Genomic DNA, 20,666 nt, shown 5'->3' on the forward strand with positions numbered 1-20,666 from the left:
GACTTATAGCAGATTAAAGCCGTCTTGTGTGCATTCCGCGGTGGAAAATTATTTGTCCACAGGCTCTGTCCACAACGTGGAAAACTTACATGCGTGTGTTTAGCCTGGTCAGAGGCTTAAAATAAGTTATCCACAACTGACGCACCCGGCTTGGGTATAACTCATCCCCTGTGGATTGTTGACACCGACGTCATGAACACGGGGTGAGTCGGCACGGGGCGAGGCGCCCCCACCGGCGCCTCGATCTAGCGCCAGCGGGTGGACATGATCAGCCCCGCCACGAAGAAGGCGAAGCCGATGAGGATGTTCCAGTTGCCCCAGGCCTCGACGGGGAAAGCACCCTGGGTGATGTAGAAGGTGACGAGCCAGATGAGTCCGACGACGAGCAGGCCGATGAGCACGGGCAGGAACCAGCTCGGGTTCGGCTTGATCGTCTGCTGACCGGTCGCCGAGGTGTAGCTTGCGGTCTTGCGGCCCTGCGAACGCTTGGCCGGATTGCCCGACCGGGAGGTGCGCTTGGTGGACGCGCCCTTCGATGTCGACGCCTTCGCAGCGCCGGACTTCGCGGTGCCGGATTTCGATGCGCTGGACTTCGCCGAGTCCGCGGCCGCGGTCTTCTTCTCCCCGGACTTCTTCTCCACAGACTTCTTGTCCTTGCCCGCAGCCTTCTCATCGTCCTCGTCCGCGGCCTGATCCGACTCCGCAGCCTCGTCGGACCCGGCTTCCTGGGACTCGGGCTCCTTGGACTCAGTGTCCTCGGACTCGGTCTCGTTCACCGTCTCTGTGGTGCCCTCTGCCTCTGTCGCCTCGGTGTCGACCGTTTCGGTCTCGACAGCCTCGACCTCGTCGGTGGCCTCTGCCTGCTGGGCCTTTGCCGCCGACGATGTGCGAGAAGTGCGCTGGGGGCGCTGGGTCCGTCCTTTGGACTTGGCCACGAGTACTCCTTTGACGGTCGACCGCTGCAGGGGCCGCCGGATGAATGGTTGGGGACAATCGGTGACCAGTCTACTCGCGAGGGAGGTCACAGTGAAAAACTCCGACTACCCTGAAAGCGCCCCGAACGCGCTCCGAACGGTGATTCTCATAGGATAAAGTGCATAGGGGTGTACTGGCTTGACTGCCGGACGAGCCCCGACAACGCAGTGACAGTCACGGAGCAGAAGTGGTCAATAGTTCCTCCTCGGGTAACGAACCGGGCGCGAATCCGCCCACGCGACCCACTATCCGTCCTGCACAGAGCCAGACCTCGCCGTCACAGCCTCCACACTCTTCGCAGCCGACCGGTGCCCACGGTGACCAGCCGCTGCCCAGCCGGCGCGAACTGCGTCGCCGTGAGGCCGAAGCGGCCGCGGCACAGGGGCAGCCGACGGCTGTGTACTCCGATGCCCCTGAAACGTCTCAGCACCCACCTCAGCATTCGGCCCAGCACCCACCCCAGCATCCGGTGCCCCCGCCCCGATCCCGGAGGGAGCAGGCGGCGACGTCGCGTCGGCGCCTGCCCGTGCAGCGCGAACCACTCGGTCCGATCCGCGGCACCATCCGCACCTTCGGCGAACTCTGCATCACCGCGGGCCTCATCCTCATCCTGTTCGTCGTCTGGCAGCTGTGGTGGACGGACATCCAGGCCAACCGCGACAACGAAGTCCTCGCCGACGAACTCACGCAGGATTGGGCGAACCAGGACCCGAACGAACTGCCCGATGACCCGGACGAACCCGTCGTCGCCGACCCGGTGGACAAGAACCACGCCTTCGGCATCTTCTACATCCCCCGCTTCGGCGACGACTACTACCGCACCGTCGCCGAAGGCGTCGACCTCGAACCCGTGCTCAACCGGATGGGCGTCGGCCGCTACCCGAACTCGGCGATGCCCGGCGAAGTCGGAAACTTCTCCGTCGCCGGCCACCGCGTGACCTACGGCAAGCCGTTCAACGAGATCGCGAACCTGCGGCCCGGCGATGAGATCATCGTCCAGACCAAGGACGGCTTCTACACCTACACCTTCCGCAACTTCGACATCATCCTGCCCGACGCCGTCGAGGTCCTCGCCCCGGTGCCGAACGAACCCGACTACAAGGGCAAGGACCGGATCCTGACGATGACGGCCTGCAACCCGATGTTCTCCGCACGGGAACGCTACGTCGCCTACGCCGAACTCACCGATTGGACTCCAGCGAGCGACGGAGCTCCCGACAACATCAAGGACTCGAAGGCCTACGACAAGGTCAGCAAGGACGGTGGTGCCTGACATGTACGCGCTCATCTGGCGACTGCTCCCCGGCAACTGGGTCGTCAAGCTCATCCTCGCGCTCATCCTCATCGCGGCGGTGGTGCTGCTGCTCATGCAGTACGTCTTCCCCGTCATCGCCCCCTACATGCCCTTCAACAACGCGACCGTGACCGACGGCGGACAATGACGCAACGGAGAGCAATGACCAAGATCCTCGTCATCGACAACTACGACAGCTTCGTCTACACGCTCGTGTCGTACCTGCGTGAGCTCGGCGCCGAGGTCGACGTCGTCCGCAACGACGACATCCCCGCCGAGACGATGCCGGAGACCGTGAGCGCCTACGACGGTGTGCTTCTGTCCCCCGGGCCCGGCGTTCCCTCAGAGTCCGGAGTGTGCCCGTCTCTGCTGGGGTGGGCCGAATCCGCGGGCATGCCGGTCTTCGGCGTCTGCCTCGGCCATCAGGCCCTCGGCGAGGTGTTCGGCGCGCAGGTGACGCATTCACCCGTGCTCATGCACGGCAAGACCTCGGTGATCACCCACGACGGCGCGGGCATCTTCTTCGGCTGCCCGAGCCCGCTGACCGTGACCCGCTACCATTCCCTGACGATCGTCGACGAGACCCTCGACCTCGAGAGGTTCACCGTCACCGCCCGCACGGAAGACGGCATCGTCATGGCCATCGAACATCGTGACAAGCCGCTGTTCGGCGTCCAGTTCCACCCGGAGTCCGTCCTCACCGAACACGGATACCTCATGCTCGGCAACTGGCTCGAGGTGTGCGGTCTCGCAGGTGTTGCCCAGGCGGCGGCCGGAATGTCTCCGCTGGCGACCGCGATCGCCTGAGAATTCCCGCCGACCTGCGTGCTCGGGGTTCTCGCCGAGGCGGCCGATCGTTAGGATCGTGTGCACAACGATCACAGTGCGCAAGGAGGCCACCGCGATGTCAGAACCGAGCTATCTGCGCGAAGAACCGTTCACTGAACTCACCGTGCTCGAAGTGCCGGGGACCCCGGCCGCGGTCGTCGAGGCCCGGGACGTGGCCATGGCCGAGCTGCCGGCGCTCTTCGATGCCACGTTCTCCGAAATCTTCCCCGTCCTGTCCGAAGCGGGAGTCGACCCCGCGGGACCGGCCTTCGCCCTCTACACCCGGCAGCCGAGCGAAACCGTGGATCTGCAGGTGGGGATCCCCATCTCCGCGGGGCTGACGAACGCCCAGCCGATCTCCGGCGGACGCATCGTCATTCCCTCACAGCTGCCGGCCGGTTCGATGGCCGTGCGCAGCCACATCGGCGGCTACGACGGACTCGGAGAGACCTGGGCACAGCTGCTCAAGGAAGCAGTGGCCGCCGGTCACCATCCGGGTCTGCCGTTCATCGAACTCTATGTCACCGAACCCGGTCCCGAGGCGGATCCGGCCGAACTGCGCACGGACCTGTTCATCACCTTGGACTGAGACCCTGCAGAGGCGCCCTCGCGGGCGCGGCAGGGCCTCAACGGCGGCAGGATCTCAGTGCCCGGAGGCGTCGGCCCAGCCGTCGAAGAGTCCGCCGCCCATCGAGTCGGTGTCCTTGTCGTCCTTGCCGTCGTCTCCGCCGCCATCGCTGTCGGCGTCGTCATCGCTCGGTGAGGTCGGGATGCCACCGGGGATCGAGGGCACCGACGGTGAGGGCTCCGGCGGCTTCTTGGCCACCTTCACCGTGATCTCGCTGCCCTGCTTGACCTCGCTGCCTTCGGTGGCGGACTGCTCGTAGACCTTCTTCTCGTCGTGATCGGCCGTTTCGACCTCTTCGGTCTTGCAGCCGAGCTGATAGTCGTCGCCCTCGAGGATCTTGCAGGCTTCCTCGGCGGATTTGCCGGTGACATCGGGGACCTCGACCATTCCGGAGGACACGACGAGGTCGACATTCGAGTCGACATCGACTTCCTGACCGTCACCGGGCTTGGTCTCGATGACCACGCCCTTCTCTACATCCGGGGAATTCTGGGAGATATGGGTGCCGGCCTGCAACTTCGCGTCGTTGATGATCTTCCGCGCCTGCTCCTCGGTCTTGCCGGTGACATCGGGGATCTTCACGGACTCGGGGCCCGAGGAGATGATCAGCTTGACGACGCTGTCCTTGTCGACCTTCTGACCGCCCGGAGGGTCGGTCTCGATCGCCTTGCCTTCGTCGACTTCGGCGCTGTACTTCTCGTCCGTGTCCACGCGCAGGCCCTGTTGGATGAGCGCGGCCTCGGCTTCATCGGCGTCCATGTTAGCCACATCCGTGACCTCGACCTGGACGATCGGCTCGGGCTTGTTGATCTCGTACACCCACAGGGCCACGGCGGCCAGGGCGAGGAGGACGAAGATGCTGCCGATCCAGACCCAGGCGCGCGACCGCTTCTGCGGCGGACGCTCCTCCTGGTTGGTCATGATCGCCGACACGGGCCCGGTTTCGGGAACGGGTTCGGCCTCGTTGGCATGAGCCATCGGAGCGGTCATCGGAGGTGCCATCATCGGGTACGCCTGTGTGGCGTCGGCGTCGTCCTCGAAGCTCATGGGACGCCCGTCGCGAGCGGCCAGAACATCCTCACGGAAGGTGAAGGCGTCCTGGTAGCGGGCGTCGCGGTCCTTGAGCAGAGCGTGGAGGACGAGACGGTCGACGGCCGGCGGGATGTTCTGGTTGTAGAAGCTCGGCGGCTGTGGGGTCTCTCCGACGTGCTGGTAGGCCACGGCCAGCTGTGAGTCCCCGACGAACGGGGGACGACCGGCCAGCAGCTCATAGAGCAGGCAGGCGGTCGAGTACAGGTCCGAACGGGCGTCGACGACCTCGCCGCGGGCCTGCTCGGGGGAGAGGTACTGGGCGGTGCCGACCACCGACTGGGTCTGCGTCAGCCCCGAATTGTCCTTGAGCGCCCGCGCAATGCCGAAGTCCATGACCTTGATATCACCCTCGGGGGTGAGCATGACGTTCGCGGGTTTGATGTCGCGGTGGACGATGCCGTTGCGGTGGGAGTATTCGAGCGGGGAGAGGACGCCGGCGATGACGTTGAGCGCCTCGTCGACGGTGAGCGTGCCGTGCTCGTTGAGCACTTCGCGCAGGGTCTGGCCCTCGACGTATTCCATGACGATGAAGGGCACAGACACCGACGAGCCGCCGGATTCGACGAACTCCTCCTCACCGGAGTCGTAGACGGAGACGATGCCGGGATGATTGAGACCGGCCGCGGACTGCGCTTCACGCTTGAGTCGGGTGTGGAACGAAGGATCGCGGGCGAGATCGGACCGCAGAAGTTTGATGGCGACGCGGCGGCCGAGCCGGTTGTCGACGCCTTCGTGCACTTCTGCCATGCCCCCACGGCCGAGGAGCGCACGAACTTCGTAACGCCCCGACAGCACCTTGGGTTCAGTCATCTATGTCCTCCGCTTGTCTCACCCGGCCGGTGGGTTCGGTCTCGCCCGTTCCGGGTTGAGTTCTCAGTATTGCAAACTCTTCGCTTCTCGTGATCGTTCAGGGTCTAGTCATTGCCGTTGTTCCCACCCGGGTTCCCACTGGCCTCGCCGCTGTTCGCGTTGTCCGAGGAGTTCGATCCGCTTCCGGAGCTTGTGTCGCCGCCGTTCGAGCCGCTGCCCGAACCGCTGTCCGTGTCGGAACCGTTGTCGGAACCGCTTTCGCTTCCGGAATCGGATTCGCTGCCGCTGTCGTTTCCGGAATCATCGGCGCTCGATTCGCTCGAAGAACCCGAGTCCGAGCCCGTCTCGCTGTCCTGCGAATCGGATCCGGAGCCTGAACCCTGGTCCTGCGAATCGGAGGAGGAACCCGAGTCCGAGTTCGACCCCGAGTCGTTGCCCTGACCCCCATCGGATCCGGAATCCGAGGCCGGCTCCTCTGGCTGTTCGGCGGGACCGGCCGAGACGTAGAGGGTGACGGTGTCGCCCTCTACGAAGGTGTAGCCGTTGTCGCCCTCGCCGACATCGGCGACGGTTCCGGCGGCGCGATCCGAGTTGATCTCGGTGGCGTCGACTTTCAGCCCCTTGTTCTCGAGGTTCTGCGTCGCCGAGGATTCGCTCAGTCCGATGTAGTCGTTCGGATCGATCTCGATCGTCTTTGCGGCCTCCGAGGTCGGCGCCGAGGTCGAGGGATCCGGTTCGGGTTCGGCATTTCCCCCGCCGAGGAAGAACCACAGCAGGGAACCGACGGCGATGAGGGCGATGATCGCAAGGATCCAGATGAGGACGCGGCCCTTGTTCGACTGCTTGTCCTTCTCGAGATCCTGGTTCTGCGGATCGTTCGGGTCGAGTTCGCCGGTCCCGGCCGCACCCGCGGCTCCCGCACCGGCAGCGCCGGCGAAACCGGGAGCTTGGCTGTTCGGGTAGACCTGCGTGGCGTCCTGGGACGCGGTGACGGGAATGGCCTTCGTCGTGGGCACGGGGTCGGGATTGTTGAAGACCTGGGTCAGCGCCTCGGCGGCGGCATTGCCGTGCCGCATCTGCGGGACGAGCTCCTCGGCACCGGCGACGTCCCCGGCGGAGAGCGCCTCGGCGGCCTTCGCGACCTTGAACGCATCGGAAGGGCGACGTTCGGGCTTCTTCTCCAACAGGCAGTCGACGAATCGGCGCAGCGGTTCGGAGACCGTGTCCGGCAGCGGCGGATGCTGCTGGTTGACCTGAGCGATGGCGATCGCGACCTGCGAGTCGCCCGTGAAGGGGCGCTGCCCGGCCAGGGCCTCGTAGGCGATGATGCCGAGTGCATAGAGGTCCGAGCCGGGGCCCGAACCCTTGCCGGTGGCCTGTTCGGGGGCCAGGTACTGGGCGGTGCCCATGACCTGACCGGTCTTCGTCAGCGGTGCCTGATCCGTGACGCGGGCGATGCCGAAGTCCGTGATCTTGACCCGGAAGTCCGGGGTCATGAGGATGTTGCCGGGCTTGACGTCGCGGTGGATGACCCCGACCTTGTGCGCGGCACCGAGCGCGGCAGCGGCCTGGGTGACGATGCTCAGGGTGTCGGTCTCGGACAGGGGCGCGCTGCGTTCGATGATCGCCGACAGCGCTTCCCCGGGAACGTACTCCATGACGAGGTAGGGTGAGCCGTCCTCGTCTCCGTAGTCGTAGACGCCGGCGATCCCCGGGTCGGAGACCCGACCCATGTTCTGCGCCTCTGCGCGGAAGCGGGCGAGGAAGGTGGATTCGGAGAGGTATTCGTCCTTGAGGATCTTCGCCGCGACCTCGCGGCCGAGGACGGAGTCCACGCCCTTCCAGACCTCGCCCATGCCGCCGACGGCGATGCGGGAGGTGAGTTTGTATCGGTTGCCCAACAGGGTGCCTTCGACGGGTCTCATTTCTCGACCACCGCTTCCATCATGTTCTTCGCGATCGGTCCTGCCACCGTCGCACCATAAGCTTCGTTGCCTGCGTTTCCACCGTTTTCGACGACGACTGCGACCGCGATCTCCGGATCTTCGGCAGGGGCGAAGGAGATGAACCAGGCGTGGGGTGCCGCGCCCTTGGCATGCTGGGCGGTGCCGGTCTTCGCGGCGACCTTCATTCCGTCGATCTTCGCCACCGATGCGGTGCCGTTGTCGACGACTCCGGTCATCATCTCGGTGAGCTTGTCGGCCGTATCGCCGGAGACGGGGCGGGATAGTTCCTTCGGCCGGGTCTCGGAGATCGGTTCGAGGGTGTTCGCGTTGAGCACCCGGTCGACGAGCTGCGGTTTCATCATCTTTCCGCCGTTCGCAATGCCGGCAGTCATCATCGCCATCTGCATCGGGGTCGACCGGACCTCGTACTGACCGAGGGAGGACTGCGCGAGCTGCGGCGGGTTGAGATCGGACGGGAACGACGACGGGGTGACGTTGAGTGGGATCTCGAGGTCCTTGCCGAAGCCGAACTTCTCCGCCTGCTTCGCGACCGCGTCCTCACCGAGGTCCATGCCGAGCGAGGCGAACGAGGTGTTGCAGGATTCGGCGAGCGAATCGGCCAGGGTCGGGTGCCCGCCGTTGCGGCAGGCGCCGGAATGGGAGTTGCCGATCGTCGCCGTGGTCTGCGGCAGGTCGAGCGTCGCGGGACCGTTGAGCTGCGAATCGGGTTCGTAGTCCCCGGACTCGAGGGCAGCGGCGGCGACGAGGACCTTGAAGGTCGATCCTGGCGGGTAGAGATTGCCGCCGATGGCACGGTTGTAGGCGGGTTTGCCCTCGGCCGATTCGAGGTTCTCGAAGGCCTTGTTGGCGGCATCCGTGTCGTGGTTGGCCAGGGCGTTGGGATTCCAGCCGGGGGTCGAGACCATGGCGAGGATCTTCCCGGTCTTCGGGTTGATGGCCACGGCCGCGCCGTTCTGGTTGCCCAGACCGTCCCATGCCGCTTGCTGCACCTTCGGATCGATCGTCAGCTCCACGGCCGCGCCGCGAGGCTGCTCACCGGTGAAGAAGGATCCGACCTTGTCGTAGAAGAGCGCATCGGAGTCACCGGAGAGGTAGTCCCCGGCGGCGCGTTCCATGCCCGAAGCACCGGAGACCACCGAGTAGAAGCCGGTCAGCGAAGCGTAGGCGCGCGGATCGAGATTGTCCGAACCGTATTTGCGCTGGTACTTGTACTTGTCGTCGACAGGTTCCGAATACGCGATCGGGGTGCCGTCGACGAGGAGCGGGCCGCGGTCGCGAGCGAGCTGGTCGAGGATCCGACGGTTGTTGAGCTGGTTGTCGTTGAGCGAGTCCGCGGTCACGTACTGCACCCAGCTCGTCGACCCGAACAGGAGCGCGAACATGACGAATCCGACGACTGCGATATGTGTCAGCGGTTTCTTCATCGTTCACCTCCGGAGGGTCGTGAGTCCGTGGGGTCGGTGTTGTCCGAGTCCTGGCCGCGTGCGGGCGGCAGGTTCGTCGTGGCGGCCTCGTCGTCGGTGCGGCGCAGGTTCGTCGTCGGGTCATCCTCGTCGACAGCGTTCGCCGAGGCGGCCGGACCGACCGCGGCCCCGGTTCCGACCGCGGCCGGTGCGGTGTTCATCGCCGGTTCCGGATCCTCGGTGACCTTGAGGACGCCGGTGTGGAACTCCTCGACGGGGCGGCGGGCATTGTCCGAGATCCGCAGCAGCAGAGCGATGATCATCCAGTTCGCGATGAGCGAGGATCCGCCCTGCGCCAGGAACGGCGTGGTCAGACCCGTCAGCGGGATGAGGCGGGTGACGCCGCCGACGACGACGAAGACCTGCAGGGCGATCGTGAAGGACAGTCCGGTGGCCAGCAGGATGCCGAAGCCGTCGCGCAGCTGCTGGGCGGTGCGGATGCCGCGCTGGAAGATGAAGAGATAGCACAGCAGGAGCACGAAGAGTCCGGCCAGGCCGATCTCCTCACCGAAGCTGGCATAGATGAAGTCGGATTCGGCGTAGGGGACCATATTCGGTCGTCCTTCACCGAAACCGGTGCCGATGAGTCCGCCGTTGGACATGCCGAACAGGCCCTGCACCAGCTGGTAGGAGCCGCCGGGGGTCTTGTTGTACTCCTCGGGGCTGAGGGCATTGAGCCACCCGGACACTCGCTGTCCGACGTGGGAGAAGAGGAAGGTCGCAGCGACGGCGCCGGCGGAGAAGAAGCCGAGGCCGAGGATGATCCAGGAGACCTTGGCGGTGGCGACGTAGAGCATGGCGACGAAGAGGCCGAAGAAGAGCAGGGAGGTGCCCAGGTCCTTCTCGAACACGAGGATGCCGACGCTGGCGACCCAGGCGATGACGATGGGACCGAAGTCGCGCAGGCGGGGGAACCGGATGCCGAGGATCTTCGGCCCGGCGGCCACGAGCTGGTCCTTGTAGCTGACGAGGTAGCCGGCGAAGAAGATCGCCAGCAGGATCTTCGCGATCTCACCGGGCTGGAAGGACAGGGGCCCGACACCGATCCAGATGCGGGCGCCGTTGATGGTCTTGCCGAGGCCTGGGACGAGCGGCAGCAGGAGGAAGACCAGGGCGGCGAAGCCGGACACAAAGGTGTAGCGGCGCAGCCAGCGGTGGTCACGGACGACGAAGATGACCGCGATGGCCAGTCCCACGCCCAGTGTCATCCACACCAGCTGGGTCATGGCCGAACCCAGGTATTCCTTCCGTCCGAGGTCGACGCGATAGATCATGGCCAGTCCGAGCCCGTTGAGCAGCACCGCGATCGGCACGAGCACGGGGTCGGCGTACTTCGCCTTGATCCAGACGACGACATGGAGGATGAGGCCCAGGGCGGCCAGCCAGCCGGCATAACCGTAGACGTTGGCCGGGATCGTGCCCTCGACGCCGAGGCCGACAAGGGCATAAGCACTGGTGGCGACGGCGATGGCCAGGATCAGGAGACCGAGTTCGGCCAGCCGGTAGGGTCTGGGTCGCGCGGTCTGCGAGGGAGCCTGGTTCATCACTGCGACTCCCGGGTGATCGCATCACTGGGGTCGGCGGATTTCGAATCCGGAGGTGAGGGTGCCGGGTCGGTCGGGTTCGTCGAATCCTCGACGTTGCCGGTCACACCGGTCGAGCGGTCGGATTCCTTGCGCAGGTTGTCGATGATGCGGTCGGCTTCATCGCGCGAACCGGCGGGGATCGAACCGTGCAGACGGTCCTGCGAATAGCTGTTGAGGCTGTCGATCTCGATGTCGGTGGTGTCGACGAGGCGGCTGAGCTCGATGGGTCCGAGTGTGGTGTCGAGACCGCGGTAGAGCGAGACCTTGCCGTCTTCGGCGGCGACGTAGTACTGGTTGCTGACGTAGTTGTAGGCGAAGAAGCCGCCCACGGCCAGCGCGATGATCACGATGGCGGTGATGATCCATCCGAGGTAGGACCTTTTCTCGACCTCGTCGTCGAGGTCGTCCTCCTCATCCGCGGCGGTTTTGGTCCGCAGCTGCCGAGTGGTGCCGTCCTGGGCTTGAACGTCGTCATCGGCCTCGCCGTCGACGGCCTGAATCGGCACGGTGTCGGTGGGAATCTCTGCGTCCTCGTAGGCCGCTTGGGTGTCGGTGTCCGCAGCAGGTTCGGTCTCGGGATTCGCACCGATCGCCGCATAGCGGGGATTGATGTGGACGGAGCCGACGGAGACTCCGCCGGGAGTCTCGACTTCGCCTTCGAGGACATCGCCGACGACGACGGTGACATTGTCGGCTCCGCCGCCGGCCAGGGCGAGATCGATGAGCTGGCGGCAGGCCTCGTCGGGGTCGGCCACCTCGGTGAGGACTCGGGAGATGTCGTCGAGGTCGGCGAAGCCGGTCAGTCCGTCCGAACACAGCATCCAGCGGTCGCCGACCTGGGCTTCGCGCAGGGACAGATCGAGATCGGGGGAGGCGCCGACGTCACCGAGGACCTTCATCACCACGGAACGCTGCGGGTGGGTCTCGGCCTCCTCGGCGGTGATCCGGCCTTCGTCGACGAGCATCTGGACGAAGGTGTGGTCATGGGTGATCGGCTGCAGCCGACCGTCGCGCAGAACATAGCCGCGGGAGTCGCCGATATGGGCGAGTGCGAAGCGATTGCCCGGGGCGCGCAGCACCGCGGTGACGGTGGTGCCCATTCCGGCGAGTTCGGGCTGTTCGCCGACGCCGCGGACGATCCGGTCATTGGCGTCGAGGATCGAGGTGCGCAGCAGTTCGAGCGCGTCCTCGCCGCCGGGTTCCTCATCGAGTTCGGCCAGACGGGCGACGGTGATCGCCGAGGCGACGTCACCGCCGGCGTGACCGCCCATACCGTCGGCGATGAGCAGGAAGTTCGGTCCGGCATAGCCGGAATCCTGGTTGTTCTTGCGCACCAGCCCGGTGTGAGACCGGGCTGCCGAACGGAGAGTGATGGTACCGCCGGTCGTCACGATTGGGTCTCCAGGGTCGTATGTCCGATGGTGATCCGGGTGCCGATGCTCAGCCGCACAGGGCCGGTCATGCGTGATCCGTCGACGATGGTGCCGTTCGTCGAACCGAGGTCCTCGAGCAGCCAGGCGCCGTTCTTCGCGGAGATCCGGGCATGGTGGCTGGACGCGAAGTCGTCGTTGATGACGATCGTGTTGTCCGGCGCACGGCCGAAGGTCACGGGGGCTCCGGAGAGCATGAGCGACTGACCGGCCAGTGGGCCGTCGGTGATGCGGATGGTGCCCGGATGGGCGTGGGCGACCGGTGCGGCCGCGGGGGCCTGCCGGGGTGCGGGAGCCGGACGGGCCGGCGGGGGCGCGGTGGCCTTGGAGCCGCCTCGGCGAGATTTCCGTCCGGCGCGGGAACGGCGGGGACCGAAGATGTCGCGGCGCAGAACTCCGGCGACTCCGAGGACGAAGAGCCAGAGGATGACGAAGAAGGCCAGCCGGAAGACGGTGACGGTGAATTCGCTCACTGGGCGTCTCGCTCGCTGTAGTGGACTTCGGCCTCTCCGGCGAGGAGGATGTCGCCGTCGGAGAGGTTCGCCGAGGTGAGTTTGCGTCCGTGCAGCAGTGTGCCGTTCGTCGAACCGAGGTCGTTGGCCACCGCATGGTCGCCTTCGACGATGATCTCGAAGTGGCGGCGGGAGACGCCCGGGTCGTCGATGACGAAGTCCGAACTCGACGAGGAGCGGCCGAAGGTGTTCGTGCCCTGGCGCAGCTGCTGGGCGCGACCGTCGATGGTCACGCTGGCCTCGATCGTGCGGCTGCGTGCGGGGGCAGGTGCGGAGGCCGGTCGGGGGGCCGGATTGGCGCGCGGGGCGGGTGTCGCCCGCGCCGGTTCCGGGGTGCGGCGCGGGGTCACGGGCCGGGAGCCGGAGTTCGGTGACTCGCCGACGACCGGGTTGGCCCGGGAGACCGGGTCGTAGCCGCCGCGATTGGCCGGCTGCGCGGCCGGGGAGCCGTCGGGGCGCTGAGTCGAGGACACGACCCGGTACATGCCCGTGTCGAGGTCATCGGCCAAGGAGAATTCGACGGACACGGGACCGACGAAGCTGTAGGCCTGCTCGACGGCGTGATCGCCGATGACTTGGCGCAGATCCGAGCGCAGTTCGGACTCGAGACCGGAGAGTCGGTCGTGATCCGTCGGTGAGAGCTCGATGATGTAGTGGTTGGCTGTCAGTGTGCGGCCGCGGGAGACCACGGCGGCCTTGTTGTCGGCCTCACGGCGCAGAGCGCCGGCGAGTTCGACGGGTTCGACCTGTGATCGGAAGGCCTTGGCAAAGGCGCCGTTGACGACGCTCTCCAGCCCCTTCTCGAAGCGATCGAGTATCCCCATGGCACCTCCTCATCAGGTGTTGCCGGTCGCAGACGAACTCTTCGCCACGCGTCTGTGTGGGCCCTGACCAGGTGGTCCCGGGTGGGCACAGTCTGAGCACATCAACACCCAATCCTAACGCGGTGAGGCTCTCAACTCACGTCGCGCGTGTTCTCGGGGCGAAGCTGTGCCGGGATTCTCGGCCCGCGTCCAGTGAAGTCGCGGGGATGGTGAGAGGTGGTGTGCGGGCTGCGCGGGGCGCGGTGCAGGCGCCGGGACGGCGGCACCGCGGGGGACGGGGGAGGGTCGTCGGACAATTGTGATCAAGGACGGGAAATGTGAACGTGGACACGTTTGTGCGCTTTCGCTCCATCCGGTTTTATGTTTCGCCGTCAGCGATGCTAGAGTTTTCTCTTGTTCGCGCGAGTGGCGGAATTGGTAGACGCGCTGGCTTCAGGTGCCAGTGGCCGCAAGGTCGTGGGGGTTCAAGTCCCCCCTCGCGCACAGCGAACATGAAGCCCCTCACCGGGACCTCGAGAAGGTCGGGTGAGGGGCTTCGTCGTGTCTGCAGAAGAGCCCCGCGGCGCAAGCCCGCAGCACCGGGGCGGGAGACCGCGGCGCGAGGCTGCGCCGCGGGGCCCGACGGGGTGGGAGGTCGCGGCTCAGCTGCGTTCGTAGACGCGGGCGCGGCCCGTGACCCCGGCGAAGCGGAACGGTCCCGCGGTCACCTTCGGGGTCGAGACGTCCTCGGCGCTCGGCAGCTCGGTCGCGTGCAGGGCGCGGTACTCGTCGATGGACAGCGGCACGCGGGCATCGAGTGCCGCGGTCACGGTCTCGCGATGCGAATGCTGCTCATAGCCGGGCACGACGCGGGCGGTGAAGAACTCTCCGACGCTTCCCGAGCCGTAGCTGAAGAGTCCGATGCGCCTGCCCGCGAGATCCGAATCGTGGTCGAGCAGCGAACACAGACCCGCATACAGCGAAGCGGTGTACGAGTTGCCGAGACGGCGGTTGTACAGGGTGCTCGCCGCCAGTCCCGTATCGCGCGGGTCGGAGGCAGAAGCGGTCTGAGCACCCGCGACGATCTCGGTGTCGAGCACCGCTCCGGTCAGACCGGCGAGGTGGACCTGCGCCTTCTTCGCCATCTTCGTGAACGGCTGGTGGTAGAGGATGCGGTCGATCTCGTCGATTCCCGGTCCGTCCTGCGTCTGCAGATCGTTCCAGGCGCCGGTGAGGGAGTCGAGGTATGCGGTGACGGACAGAGCACCGTCGACGATCGCGGTCGTCGAATCGTTCGGCCGCCAGAAGTCATCGACATCGGCGGAGTTCAGGCCCGAGACCGGTTCGATCTCGAGCAGCCTCGGGTTCGCGGAGACGAGCATCGCCACGGCTCCGGCACCCTGAGTGGGCTCGCCGGCGGTGTCGAGTTCGTAGCGGGCGACGTCCGAAGCGATGACGAGGACGCGTTGGCCGGGTGAACGCGTGACGATGCCGACGGCGGCCTGCAGCGCCGCAGTCGCCGAATAACAGGCCTCTTTGACCTCGATGATGCGCATCTGCGAGGGCAGCTCGAGCAGCGAATGCACCGCCATGCCCGCGGCCTTGGACTGGTCGGTGCCGGACTCCGTGGCGAACAGCATCGTCCTGATGCCCTCGGTGCCGCTGCGTTCGATGATGGGTGCTGCGGCCGCGGCGGCCATGGTGACGATGTCCTCATCGGGCGCCGGGAAGCTGAACTCGTCCTGCCCGAGACCGAGACGGAACTTGTTCGGATCGGTGCCGTTCGCCTCGGCGAAGTCGTCGAGTCGGACGACATGATGGGTCGTGGTCAACTCGATGTCGTCGATGCCGATCGGTGTCATGCGGCCTCGCCGTCCTCTCTGCGTTCCATCTCAAGATGTGTGGACATGAGCTCGCCCGGGTTCGTCTGCGCGGCGAGCAGCGAGAGCTCACCGCAGAGCACGGTGGCGGCCATGAGCGCGGCCAGACGGCGCGAGTTCGCACCGGGCTCGCGGTCCTCGCGGCAGCCGAGTCGCTCCAGCGCCTCGTCGACATGCGGCAGATCCTTGCCGTTGCCGACGGTGCCGACGATGAGATGCGGCAGGGTGGTCGAGAAGTACAGGCCCTCGGGTCGGTTCTCCGCATAGGTGATCCCCTGCGAGCCCTCGACGATGTTCGCCGCATCCTGACCCGTGGCCAGGTAGAAGGCGAGCAGCATGTTCGCATAGTGGGCGTTCGCCGATCGCAGCGCCCCGGCGATCGTCGACCCGACGAGGTTCTTGCGGATGACGATCTCGGTCATCTTCTCCGCGGTCGAGCGCAGGCGGCGTTCGACGACCTCGTGGGGCAGGAGGATCTCGGCGACGACATTGCGGCCGCGCCCGAGGATCCCGTTGACCGCGGTCGCCTTCTTGTCCGAGCAGTAGTTGCCCGACACCGAACCGTAGTCGAGGCCCAGCTGCCAGGACAGAATGCGCTCCATGAGCGTGTCCGAGGCCTGGGTGACCATGTTGTGGCCCGAAGCGTCGTTGGTCCGGAAGGCGAAGCGGACGAAGAGCAGATTGCCGACGATCTCCGGGTGGACCTCGATGAGCCGGGCATGGTTGCTGCCGGCCGAGACGACGTCCTCGAGTTCGGGCATGCGGTGTCGGATGGCCTGCGCGGCCGCCTCGGCGCCGATCGCGGATTCGGCGACGAAGAGCACCGACCGGGTCATGCGCTCATCGACGATGACGGTGCGGATGCCGCCGTCGATCTCACGCGAGATCGACGCGCCGCGACCGACGGAGGGCCACAGCGGGGTTTCGTACGTTGCCAGGGGCACGGCCACTTCGGTGTGGGTGCCTGTCGGAGCCAGCGCTTCGCCGCTGACCCGCAGGGGACCGACCCAGGTGGTCGGGATCCCGGTCATCGTGGTCTGCTGTTTCACAGCTGATTCCTCCTCGAAAGAACGTCAGTTCGGTGCGAGAGCGCGGTGACGTCGATTCCGCGCAGCCGGGCGAACTCGCCGAGGCGGCCTCGCGTGAGCAGGTCCGTGCCCGTGAGATCCGTGGACCGTTCGGCACCGAGCAGAGCGAACAGGGCCGAGGTCTGAGTCTGCCAGGTGCGCACGAGTTCGACGAGTCCGTCCGGACCGTGATCGAGCACGGTCTGCAGGAAGGTGCCGGCGACACCGACGGCACGAGCTCCGCAGGCCAGCGCTTTGACGACATCATAGGGGTTGCGGACTCCGCCGGAGGCCAGCAGCACACGTGACGAGACGCCGTCGGCATTCGCGTCGCCGGTGGTCGTCGACGCGTCGCCGGTGTCAGCGGGGGTGGTCCATTCCGGTGGGGCGTCGAGCAGGCAGGCCAGGGCGGACTGGCCGAAGCCGGTGAGCATGGAGAAGTCGCTGGCCCCGGCGCGGTCGTTCTCGATGCGCAGGAAGTCCGTGCCGCCGGCACCGGAGACATCGGCGAAGCGGACCCCGATGCCGGCGAGCAGCGACAGGGTGCGGCGGCTGAGTCCGAAGCCGACCTCTTTGACGACGACGGGCACGGGGCAGGCGGCGACGATGTCCTCGAGCCCTGACAGCCAGGTGGAGAAGTCGCGGGTGCCTTCGGGCATCGCGGTCTCCTGGACGGGGTTGATGTGCAGCTGCAGGGCGTCGGCCTCGAGCAGTTCGACGGCCCGGCGGGCATCGTCGGCGCTGCGACCGGCGCCGAGGTTGCCCATGACGAAGCCGTGCGGGTTCTCCTCCCGGATGACGGTGAAGCCCTTCGCGGCCTCCGCATCGTCAAGGGCCACGCTCATCGACCCGCAGGCCATGGGCAGACCGGTCTCGGCCGCGGCGATCGCGAGGTCCCGGTTGATCTTCGCCGTGGTCTCGGTGCCGCCGGTCATGCCGTTGACATAGAAGGGGGTCGGCCAGGTCCAGTCGCCGAGGTCGACGGAGAGGTCGACGCGCTCGGGACTGGTGCCCGACAGCGCATGGTGGACGAACTCGAGGTCGTCGAAGTCGCTGCGGCGGGGCCCTTCGGTCTGCTGCGCCGAAGCGAGGCGGACGTGGTCGTCCTTGCGGGAGGCGCGGGAGGCCTTGGCCTCGGGGGTCTCAGAACTCATCGATCTCGCCTTCCTCTCGGTGGGTGCCGAGGTCCAATGGTCGGATGCCTGCGGCTTCCCAGCCGGTCAGGATGGTCTGCGCATCGGTGTGGGAATGGGCCATTGCGATCCCGCAGTCGCCGCCGCCGGCGCCCGAGGGCTTCGCGGCGGCACCGTGTGCTTCAGCGATCTCGCACAGTTGGTGCAGGGTGGCGGTCTCGATGAGGCTGCCCGAGGTCTCGCCGAGGCGCTGGAGCAGGGCGCGAGCGGCGCGGATGGTCTTCAGCGCCGCTTGGGCATCATCGTCATCGAAGGCGGACACGAGATCGTCGACGAGAGTATGGGAATCGGCGGCGAAGGAGGAGAAGGGACGCGGCTCGGCGGCTACGGGCGCGGGGCCGGCCTCAGGTGCCGGGCCAGCCTCAGGTGCGGGCGCAGCATCGTGTGCGGCGCCGGGGGAGTGGACGCGTTTGACGAGGTGCTCGGTCGAGGCCGGTGAACCCGTCCATCCCACGAGGAGATCGAGAGAGGCGGGAGGAGTGATCCGCCGCGCAGAAGAGCCCGCCCATTGCGAGCAGTTCAGTGCCGAGACGACGCCATGGGCCTCACGGTGGGCGCGCAGGGCGGCACGGTCGGGCGAAGAGTAGCGGATCCACCCGCCGAAGGTGCTGGCGGCCAGATCTCCGCCCGAAGCGTTCGGCGAGATCGCGATCGTTGCCAGCAGCGCGAGTTTGAAGCGTTCGGCGGGGCTGAGGCGAAGCTCGTAGAACTCGGCGAGGGCCGCGACCGTCGCCACGGTCACCGCGGCCGAGGAGCCGAGCCCGAACTTCCGGCCGTCGGTGTCATCGAGTTCGCTGGAGATCTCAAGATCGAAATAGCGAGGGTCCGCACCTCGGGCGGCCCGCAGCTCCTCGACGGTCGAGATCGCCGAGAGCACATAGTCGGCAGGACGATGCTCGAGGACGATGGCCTCGCCGTTCTCCTCCCGGTGCCACACCAGCGGTGCCTGACCGTATTCGGAGGAGTGGATGCGGCCGGAGTCCTCACTCTCGGTCAGCCGCACCGTGATGCAGCGATCGACGGCGACGAGCACCGCCGGCTGCCCGGGGGAGACGACGGCGTATTCTCCGGCGATGAAGAGCTTTCCGGGCGCCCGGGTCTCGATCATGCGTGGCTGCCTTCACCCGCAGACGTGCCCGCAGCGGGCGGGACTTCGTCAGCGGCGGTGAGCAGGTGGGCGCCGGGGCCGGGGCCGACGACGCGGACATCGCCGAATCCGGAGAGCCTCTCCGCCAGCGCCTCGGCGTCGGAGGGGCGGACGATGACGGCGACGTTCGGACCGGCATCGGCGGTCGAATAGGCTTTGATCCCGTGCTCGCGGGCTTCGGCCACGGCGTCGAAGATCGCATGGCTGGTCGGGTTGAGGAAGCGGATCGGGGGCACAGTGGACTGGATGAGTCCGTGCATGCGCAGGGCATGGGATTCGGTGATCTCGCCGATGCGGGTGAAGTCCTCGGCGGAGCAGGCCGCGACCATCTGCTCGAGGTAGTCCTCGGTCGAGGACACCCAACCGGAGTAGAACGGGGAGGTCTCCGCCGTCAGACGCATCGCCTCGCGGGAGGACACGGCCTTCCTGGCGCGGTTGACGGTGACGATGATCATGCGCATGTCCGGGGCGTCGACGGATTCGGCGAACGAGGACTCGTCGTCACCGGCATGCCACACGGCCATCCCTGCGGCGATGGACCGGCAGGCCGATCCCGAACCGCGGCGGGCCAGACGGCTGAGCTCGCGGGCATCGAGGTCGAGGTCGAAGGCTGCGGCGGCCGCGGTCGCCAGGGCGGCGAAGCCCGACGCCGAGGAGGCCAGTCCGGCACCCGTGGGCACGGAGTTGCGGGAGCGGACAAGGACCCGGTCCTCGCGTCCGGCGAGTTCGCGGACATGGTCGAGGAAGACGGAGATGCGGTTCGTCTGCCCGGGATCGGCGAGGCTGCCGTCGAGTTCGAGGACATCGGTGGCCGCCTCCGGGGCGGGAACCACCGTGGTCGTGGTCTCGAAGTGGTCCAGGGTCAGCGAGAGGCTGCCCGCGGCGGGCAGGATGAGCTCCTCATCGGCTTTGCCCCAGTATTTGACCAGGGCGATGTTCGGGTAGGCCCGCGCCGTCGTCGTTCTCATGTCGGTCTGACCTCCGTCGTCCAGGTGCGGGGAGCTCCCGCGGCGCGCAGCGCATCCGCCAGTTCCTCGGCGGCGTCGTCTCCATCGGCCAGGGCCAGCACGCAGCCGCCGAGACCTCCGCCGGTGAGCTTGGCCCCGCGGGCTCCGGCCGCGGTGGCCGCAGCGACGAGGGAGTCCAGGCTCGGGGTGGAGACGCCGAGGCCGCTGAGCAGCTCATGGGCCTCGAGCATGCGGTGGCCGATCGTCACCTGGTCACCGGAGCGGATATCGTCCACGGCGGCATCGGTGAGCTCGGCCAAGCGGTCGATCATCGCGCCGATGCGCGTCGGATCCGCGTCACGGCGGGCACGCACTCCGCCGACCGCCTCGGCGGTGGACCCGTGGTGACCGGAATCGGCGAGGACGAAGACGAGGCGCTGACCGACATCGATCGTCTCCGCGCACCCGGTCTGGAAGCGGATCGGGGCGGGTTTGGCCACTGCCCAGGCATCGATGCCGCTGGGGCGGCCGTGGGCGACGGTCTCGGCGGCCTGCACGATCTCGTGGAGGGCCTCCTCGTCGAAGACGGTGGCATGGAGATTCGCCACGGCCCGGGCGACGGATGTGGCCACGGCGGCACTCGATCCCAAGCCCCGGCTGTGGGGGATCGCCGAACGGATGAGCAGCTCCACCTCGGCGTCGGGATCGCCCACGCCCTCAAGGGCGGCGGTCAGCCCGGCGACGACGGGACCCATCGGCTCCGGGGCGGTCTGCGCGTTCCCGGAGAACAGCTGGCTCTCGATCCGGGTCTCCTGCTCCGGTGACCGGCGGATATCGGTCTGGACTCCGAGGCCGTGCAACGGCACGGCGACGGCGGGAGAGCCGTAGACGACCGCGTGTTCGCCGAACAGGATGGCCTTGGCATGGGCGAAGCCCTGAGCTGTGCCTGCGGCGGCCGGAGGCGGTTCGGTCTGAGAGGAATTGTGCATGCAGGAGGATTTCGGAGTCTGTGGATTGATTCCACCATCATATGCCGTACCCCGG

18 protein-coding genes and 1 tRNA gene are annotated in these 20,666 nt (G+C 66.9%); 5 read left to right on the forward strand and 14 right to left on the reverse strand.

Features of this window, described 5'->3' with window-relative positions; all coding sequences use genetic code 11:
* Positions 1–245: 245 nt before the first annotated feature.
* Positions 246–935: a cell division protein CrgA gene (locus tag ACPUD7_RS03360; RefSeq protein ID WP_425119125.1), complete on the reverse strand. Its 690-nt coding sequence runs from the start codon at positions 933–935 to the stop codon at positions 246–248.
* A 566-nt stretch (positions 936–1,501) separates the two neighbouring features.
* Between ACPUD7_RS03360 and ACPUD7_RS03365 the strand changes: the two genes are divergently transcribed.
* The 4 genes from ACPUD7_RS03365 to ACPUD7_RS03380 all read left to right on the forward strand — a co-directional run bounded on the left by ACPUD7_RS03365 (position 1,502) and on the right by ACPUD7_RS03380 (position 3,686).
* Positions 1,502–2,248: a class E sortase gene (locus ACPUD7_RS03365; RefSeq protein WP_425119126.1), complete on the forward strand. Its 747-nt coding sequence runs from the start codon at positions 1,502–1,504 to the stop codon at positions 2,246–2,248.
* The gene (locus tag ACPUD7_RS03370; RefSeq protein ID WP_425119258.1) at positions 2,241–2,417 is read left to right on the forward strand and encodes a hypothetical protein; all 177 of its coding nucleotides are present in this window, start codon (positions 2,241–2,243) and stop codon (positions 2,415–2,417) included. Before ACPUD7_RS03365 ends, ACPUD7_RS03370 begins: the two co-directional genes overlap by 8 nt.
* 14 nt (positions 2,418–2,431) lie before the next feature.
* Positions 2,432–3,076, forward strand: coding sequence for an anthranilate synthase component II (locus ACPUD7_RS03375; protein WP_425119127.1), 645 nt, complete (start codon positions 2,432–2,434; stop codon positions 3,074–3,076).
* A 97-nt stretch (positions 3,077–3,173) separates the two neighbouring features.
* Complete coding sequence (locus tag ACPUD7_RS03380) at positions 3,174–3,686, forward strand: GyrI-like domain-containing protein (RefSeq protein ID WP_425119128.1); 513 nt, start codon at positions 3,174–3,176, stop codon at positions 3,684–3,686.
* Positions 3,687–3,740: 54 nt separating this feature from the next.
* Here the strand turns inward: ACPUD7_RS03380 and pknB are convergent, their stop codons facing one another.
* The 7 genes from pknB to ACPUD7_RS03415 form a co-directional block, all read right to left on the reverse strand.
* Complete coding sequence (gene pknB, locus ACPUD7_RS03385; protein WP_425119129.1) at positions 3,741–5,627, reverse strand: Stk1 family PASTA domain-containing Ser/Thr kinase; 1,887 nt, start codon at positions 5,625–5,627, stop codon at positions 3,741–3,743.
* 104 nt (positions 5,628–5,731) lie between these two features.
* A complete protein-coding gene (locus ACPUD7_RS03390; protein WP_425119130.1) occupies positions 5,732–7,552 on the reverse strand; it encodes a protein kinase domain-containing protein in 1,821 nt (606 codons plus the stop codon).
* Positions 7,549–9,018, reverse strand: a complete 1,470-nt coding sequence (locus ACPUD7_RS03395) for a peptidoglycan D,D-transpeptidase FtsI family protein (RefSeq protein WP_425119131.1) — start codon at positions 9,016–9,018, stop codon at positions 7,549–7,551. The genes ACPUD7_RS03390 and ACPUD7_RS03395 overlap by 4 nt, the downstream gene beginning before the upstream one ends.
* The gene (locus ACPUD7_RS03400; protein ID WP_425119132.1) at positions 9,015–10,601 is read right to left on the reverse strand and encodes an FtsW/RodA/SpoVE family cell cycle protein; all 1,587 of its coding nucleotides are present in this window, start codon (positions 10,599–10,601) and stop codon (positions 9,015–9,017) included. The genes ACPUD7_RS03395 and ACPUD7_RS03400 overlap by 4 nt, the downstream gene beginning before the upstream one ends.
* Complete coding sequence (locus tag ACPUD7_RS03405; RefSeq protein WP_425119133.1) at positions 10,601–11,977, reverse strand: PP2C family protein-serine/threonine phosphatase; 1,377 nt, start codon at positions 11,975–11,977, stop codon at positions 10,601–10,603. Before ACPUD7_RS03405 ends, ACPUD7_RS03400 begins: the two co-directional genes overlap by 1 nt.
* A gap of 53 nt (positions 11,978–12,030) precedes the next feature.
* A complete protein-coding gene (locus ACPUD7_RS03410) occupies positions 12,031–12,546 on the reverse strand; it encodes an FHA domain-containing protein FhaB/FipA (RefSeq protein ID WP_135537647.1) in 516 nt (171 codons plus the stop codon).
* Entirely contained in the window at positions 12,543–13,409 is an 867-nt protein-coding gene (locus ACPUD7_RS03415) for an FhaA domain-containing protein (RefSeq protein WP_425119134.1), read from the reverse strand. The genes ACPUD7_RS03410 and ACPUD7_RS03415 overlap by 4 nt, the downstream gene beginning before the upstream one ends.
* Positions 13,410–13,808: 399 nt before the next feature.
* On the opposite strand from ACPUD7_RS03415, the gene ACPUD7_RS03420 reads away from it, so the two are divergent.
* A tRNA-Leu gene (locus ACPUD7_RS03420) sits at positions 13,809–13,892 on the forward strand.
* A 158-nt stretch (positions 13,893–14,050) separates the two neighbouring features.
* Here the strand turns inward: ACPUD7_RS03420 and ACPUD7_RS03425 are convergent.
* Genes ACPUD7_RS03425 through mvk form a run of 6 tightly spaced genes read right to left on the reverse strand, consistent with a single transcriptional unit; the run spans position 14,051 to position 20,611 of the window.
* Complete coding sequence (locus ACPUD7_RS03425) at positions 14,051–15,250, reverse strand: hydroxymethylglutaryl-CoA synthase (RefSeq protein ID WP_425119135.1); 1,200 nt, start codon at positions 15,248–15,250, stop codon at positions 14,051–14,053.
* Positions 15,247–16,317 (reverse strand): hydroxymethylglutaryl-CoA reductase, encoded by a 1,071-nt coding sequence (locus ACPUD7_RS03430; protein WP_240689559.1) that lies wholly within the window; start codon positions 16,315–16,317, stop codon positions 15,247–15,249. The genes ACPUD7_RS03425 and ACPUD7_RS03430 overlap by 4 nt, the downstream gene beginning before the upstream one ends.
* Positions 16,314–17,489 carry an alpha-hydroxy-acid oxidizing protein gene (locus ACPUD7_RS03435; protein WP_425119136.1) on the reverse strand — a complete coding sequence of 392 codons (1,176 nt, stop codon included), beginning with the start codon at positions 17,487–17,489 and terminating at the stop codon, positions 16,314–16,316. The genes ACPUD7_RS03430 and ACPUD7_RS03435 overlap by 4 nt, the downstream gene beginning before the upstream one ends.
* The gene (locus tag ACPUD7_RS03440; protein ID WP_135537643.1) at positions 17,479–18,636 is read right to left on the reverse strand and encodes a phosphomevalonate kinase; all 1,158 of its coding nucleotides are present in this window, start codon (positions 18,634–18,636) and stop codon (positions 17,479–17,481) included. The genes ACPUD7_RS03435 and ACPUD7_RS03440 overlap by 11 nt, the downstream gene beginning before the upstream one ends.
* Positions 18,633–19,643: a diphosphomevalonate decarboxylase gene (gene mvaD, locus ACPUD7_RS03445; protein WP_135537642.1), complete on the reverse strand. Its 1,011-nt coding sequence runs from the start codon at positions 19,641–19,643 to the stop codon at positions 18,633–18,635. The genes ACPUD7_RS03440 and mvaD overlap by 4 nt, the downstream gene beginning before the upstream one ends.
* Entirely contained in the window at positions 19,640–20,611 is a 972-nt protein-coding gene (gene mvk / locus ACPUD7_RS03450; protein ID WP_167854332.1) for a mevalonate kinase, read from the reverse strand. The genes mvaD and mvk overlap by 4 nt, the downstream gene beginning before the upstream one ends.
* Between the last annotated feature and the right edge of the window lie 55 nt (positions 20,612–20,666).

Source organism: Brevibacterium sp. FAM 24630 (assembly GCF_049804075.1).
Lineage (GTDB): Bacteria > Actinomycetota > Actinomycetes > Actinomycetales > Brevibacteriaceae > Brevibacterium.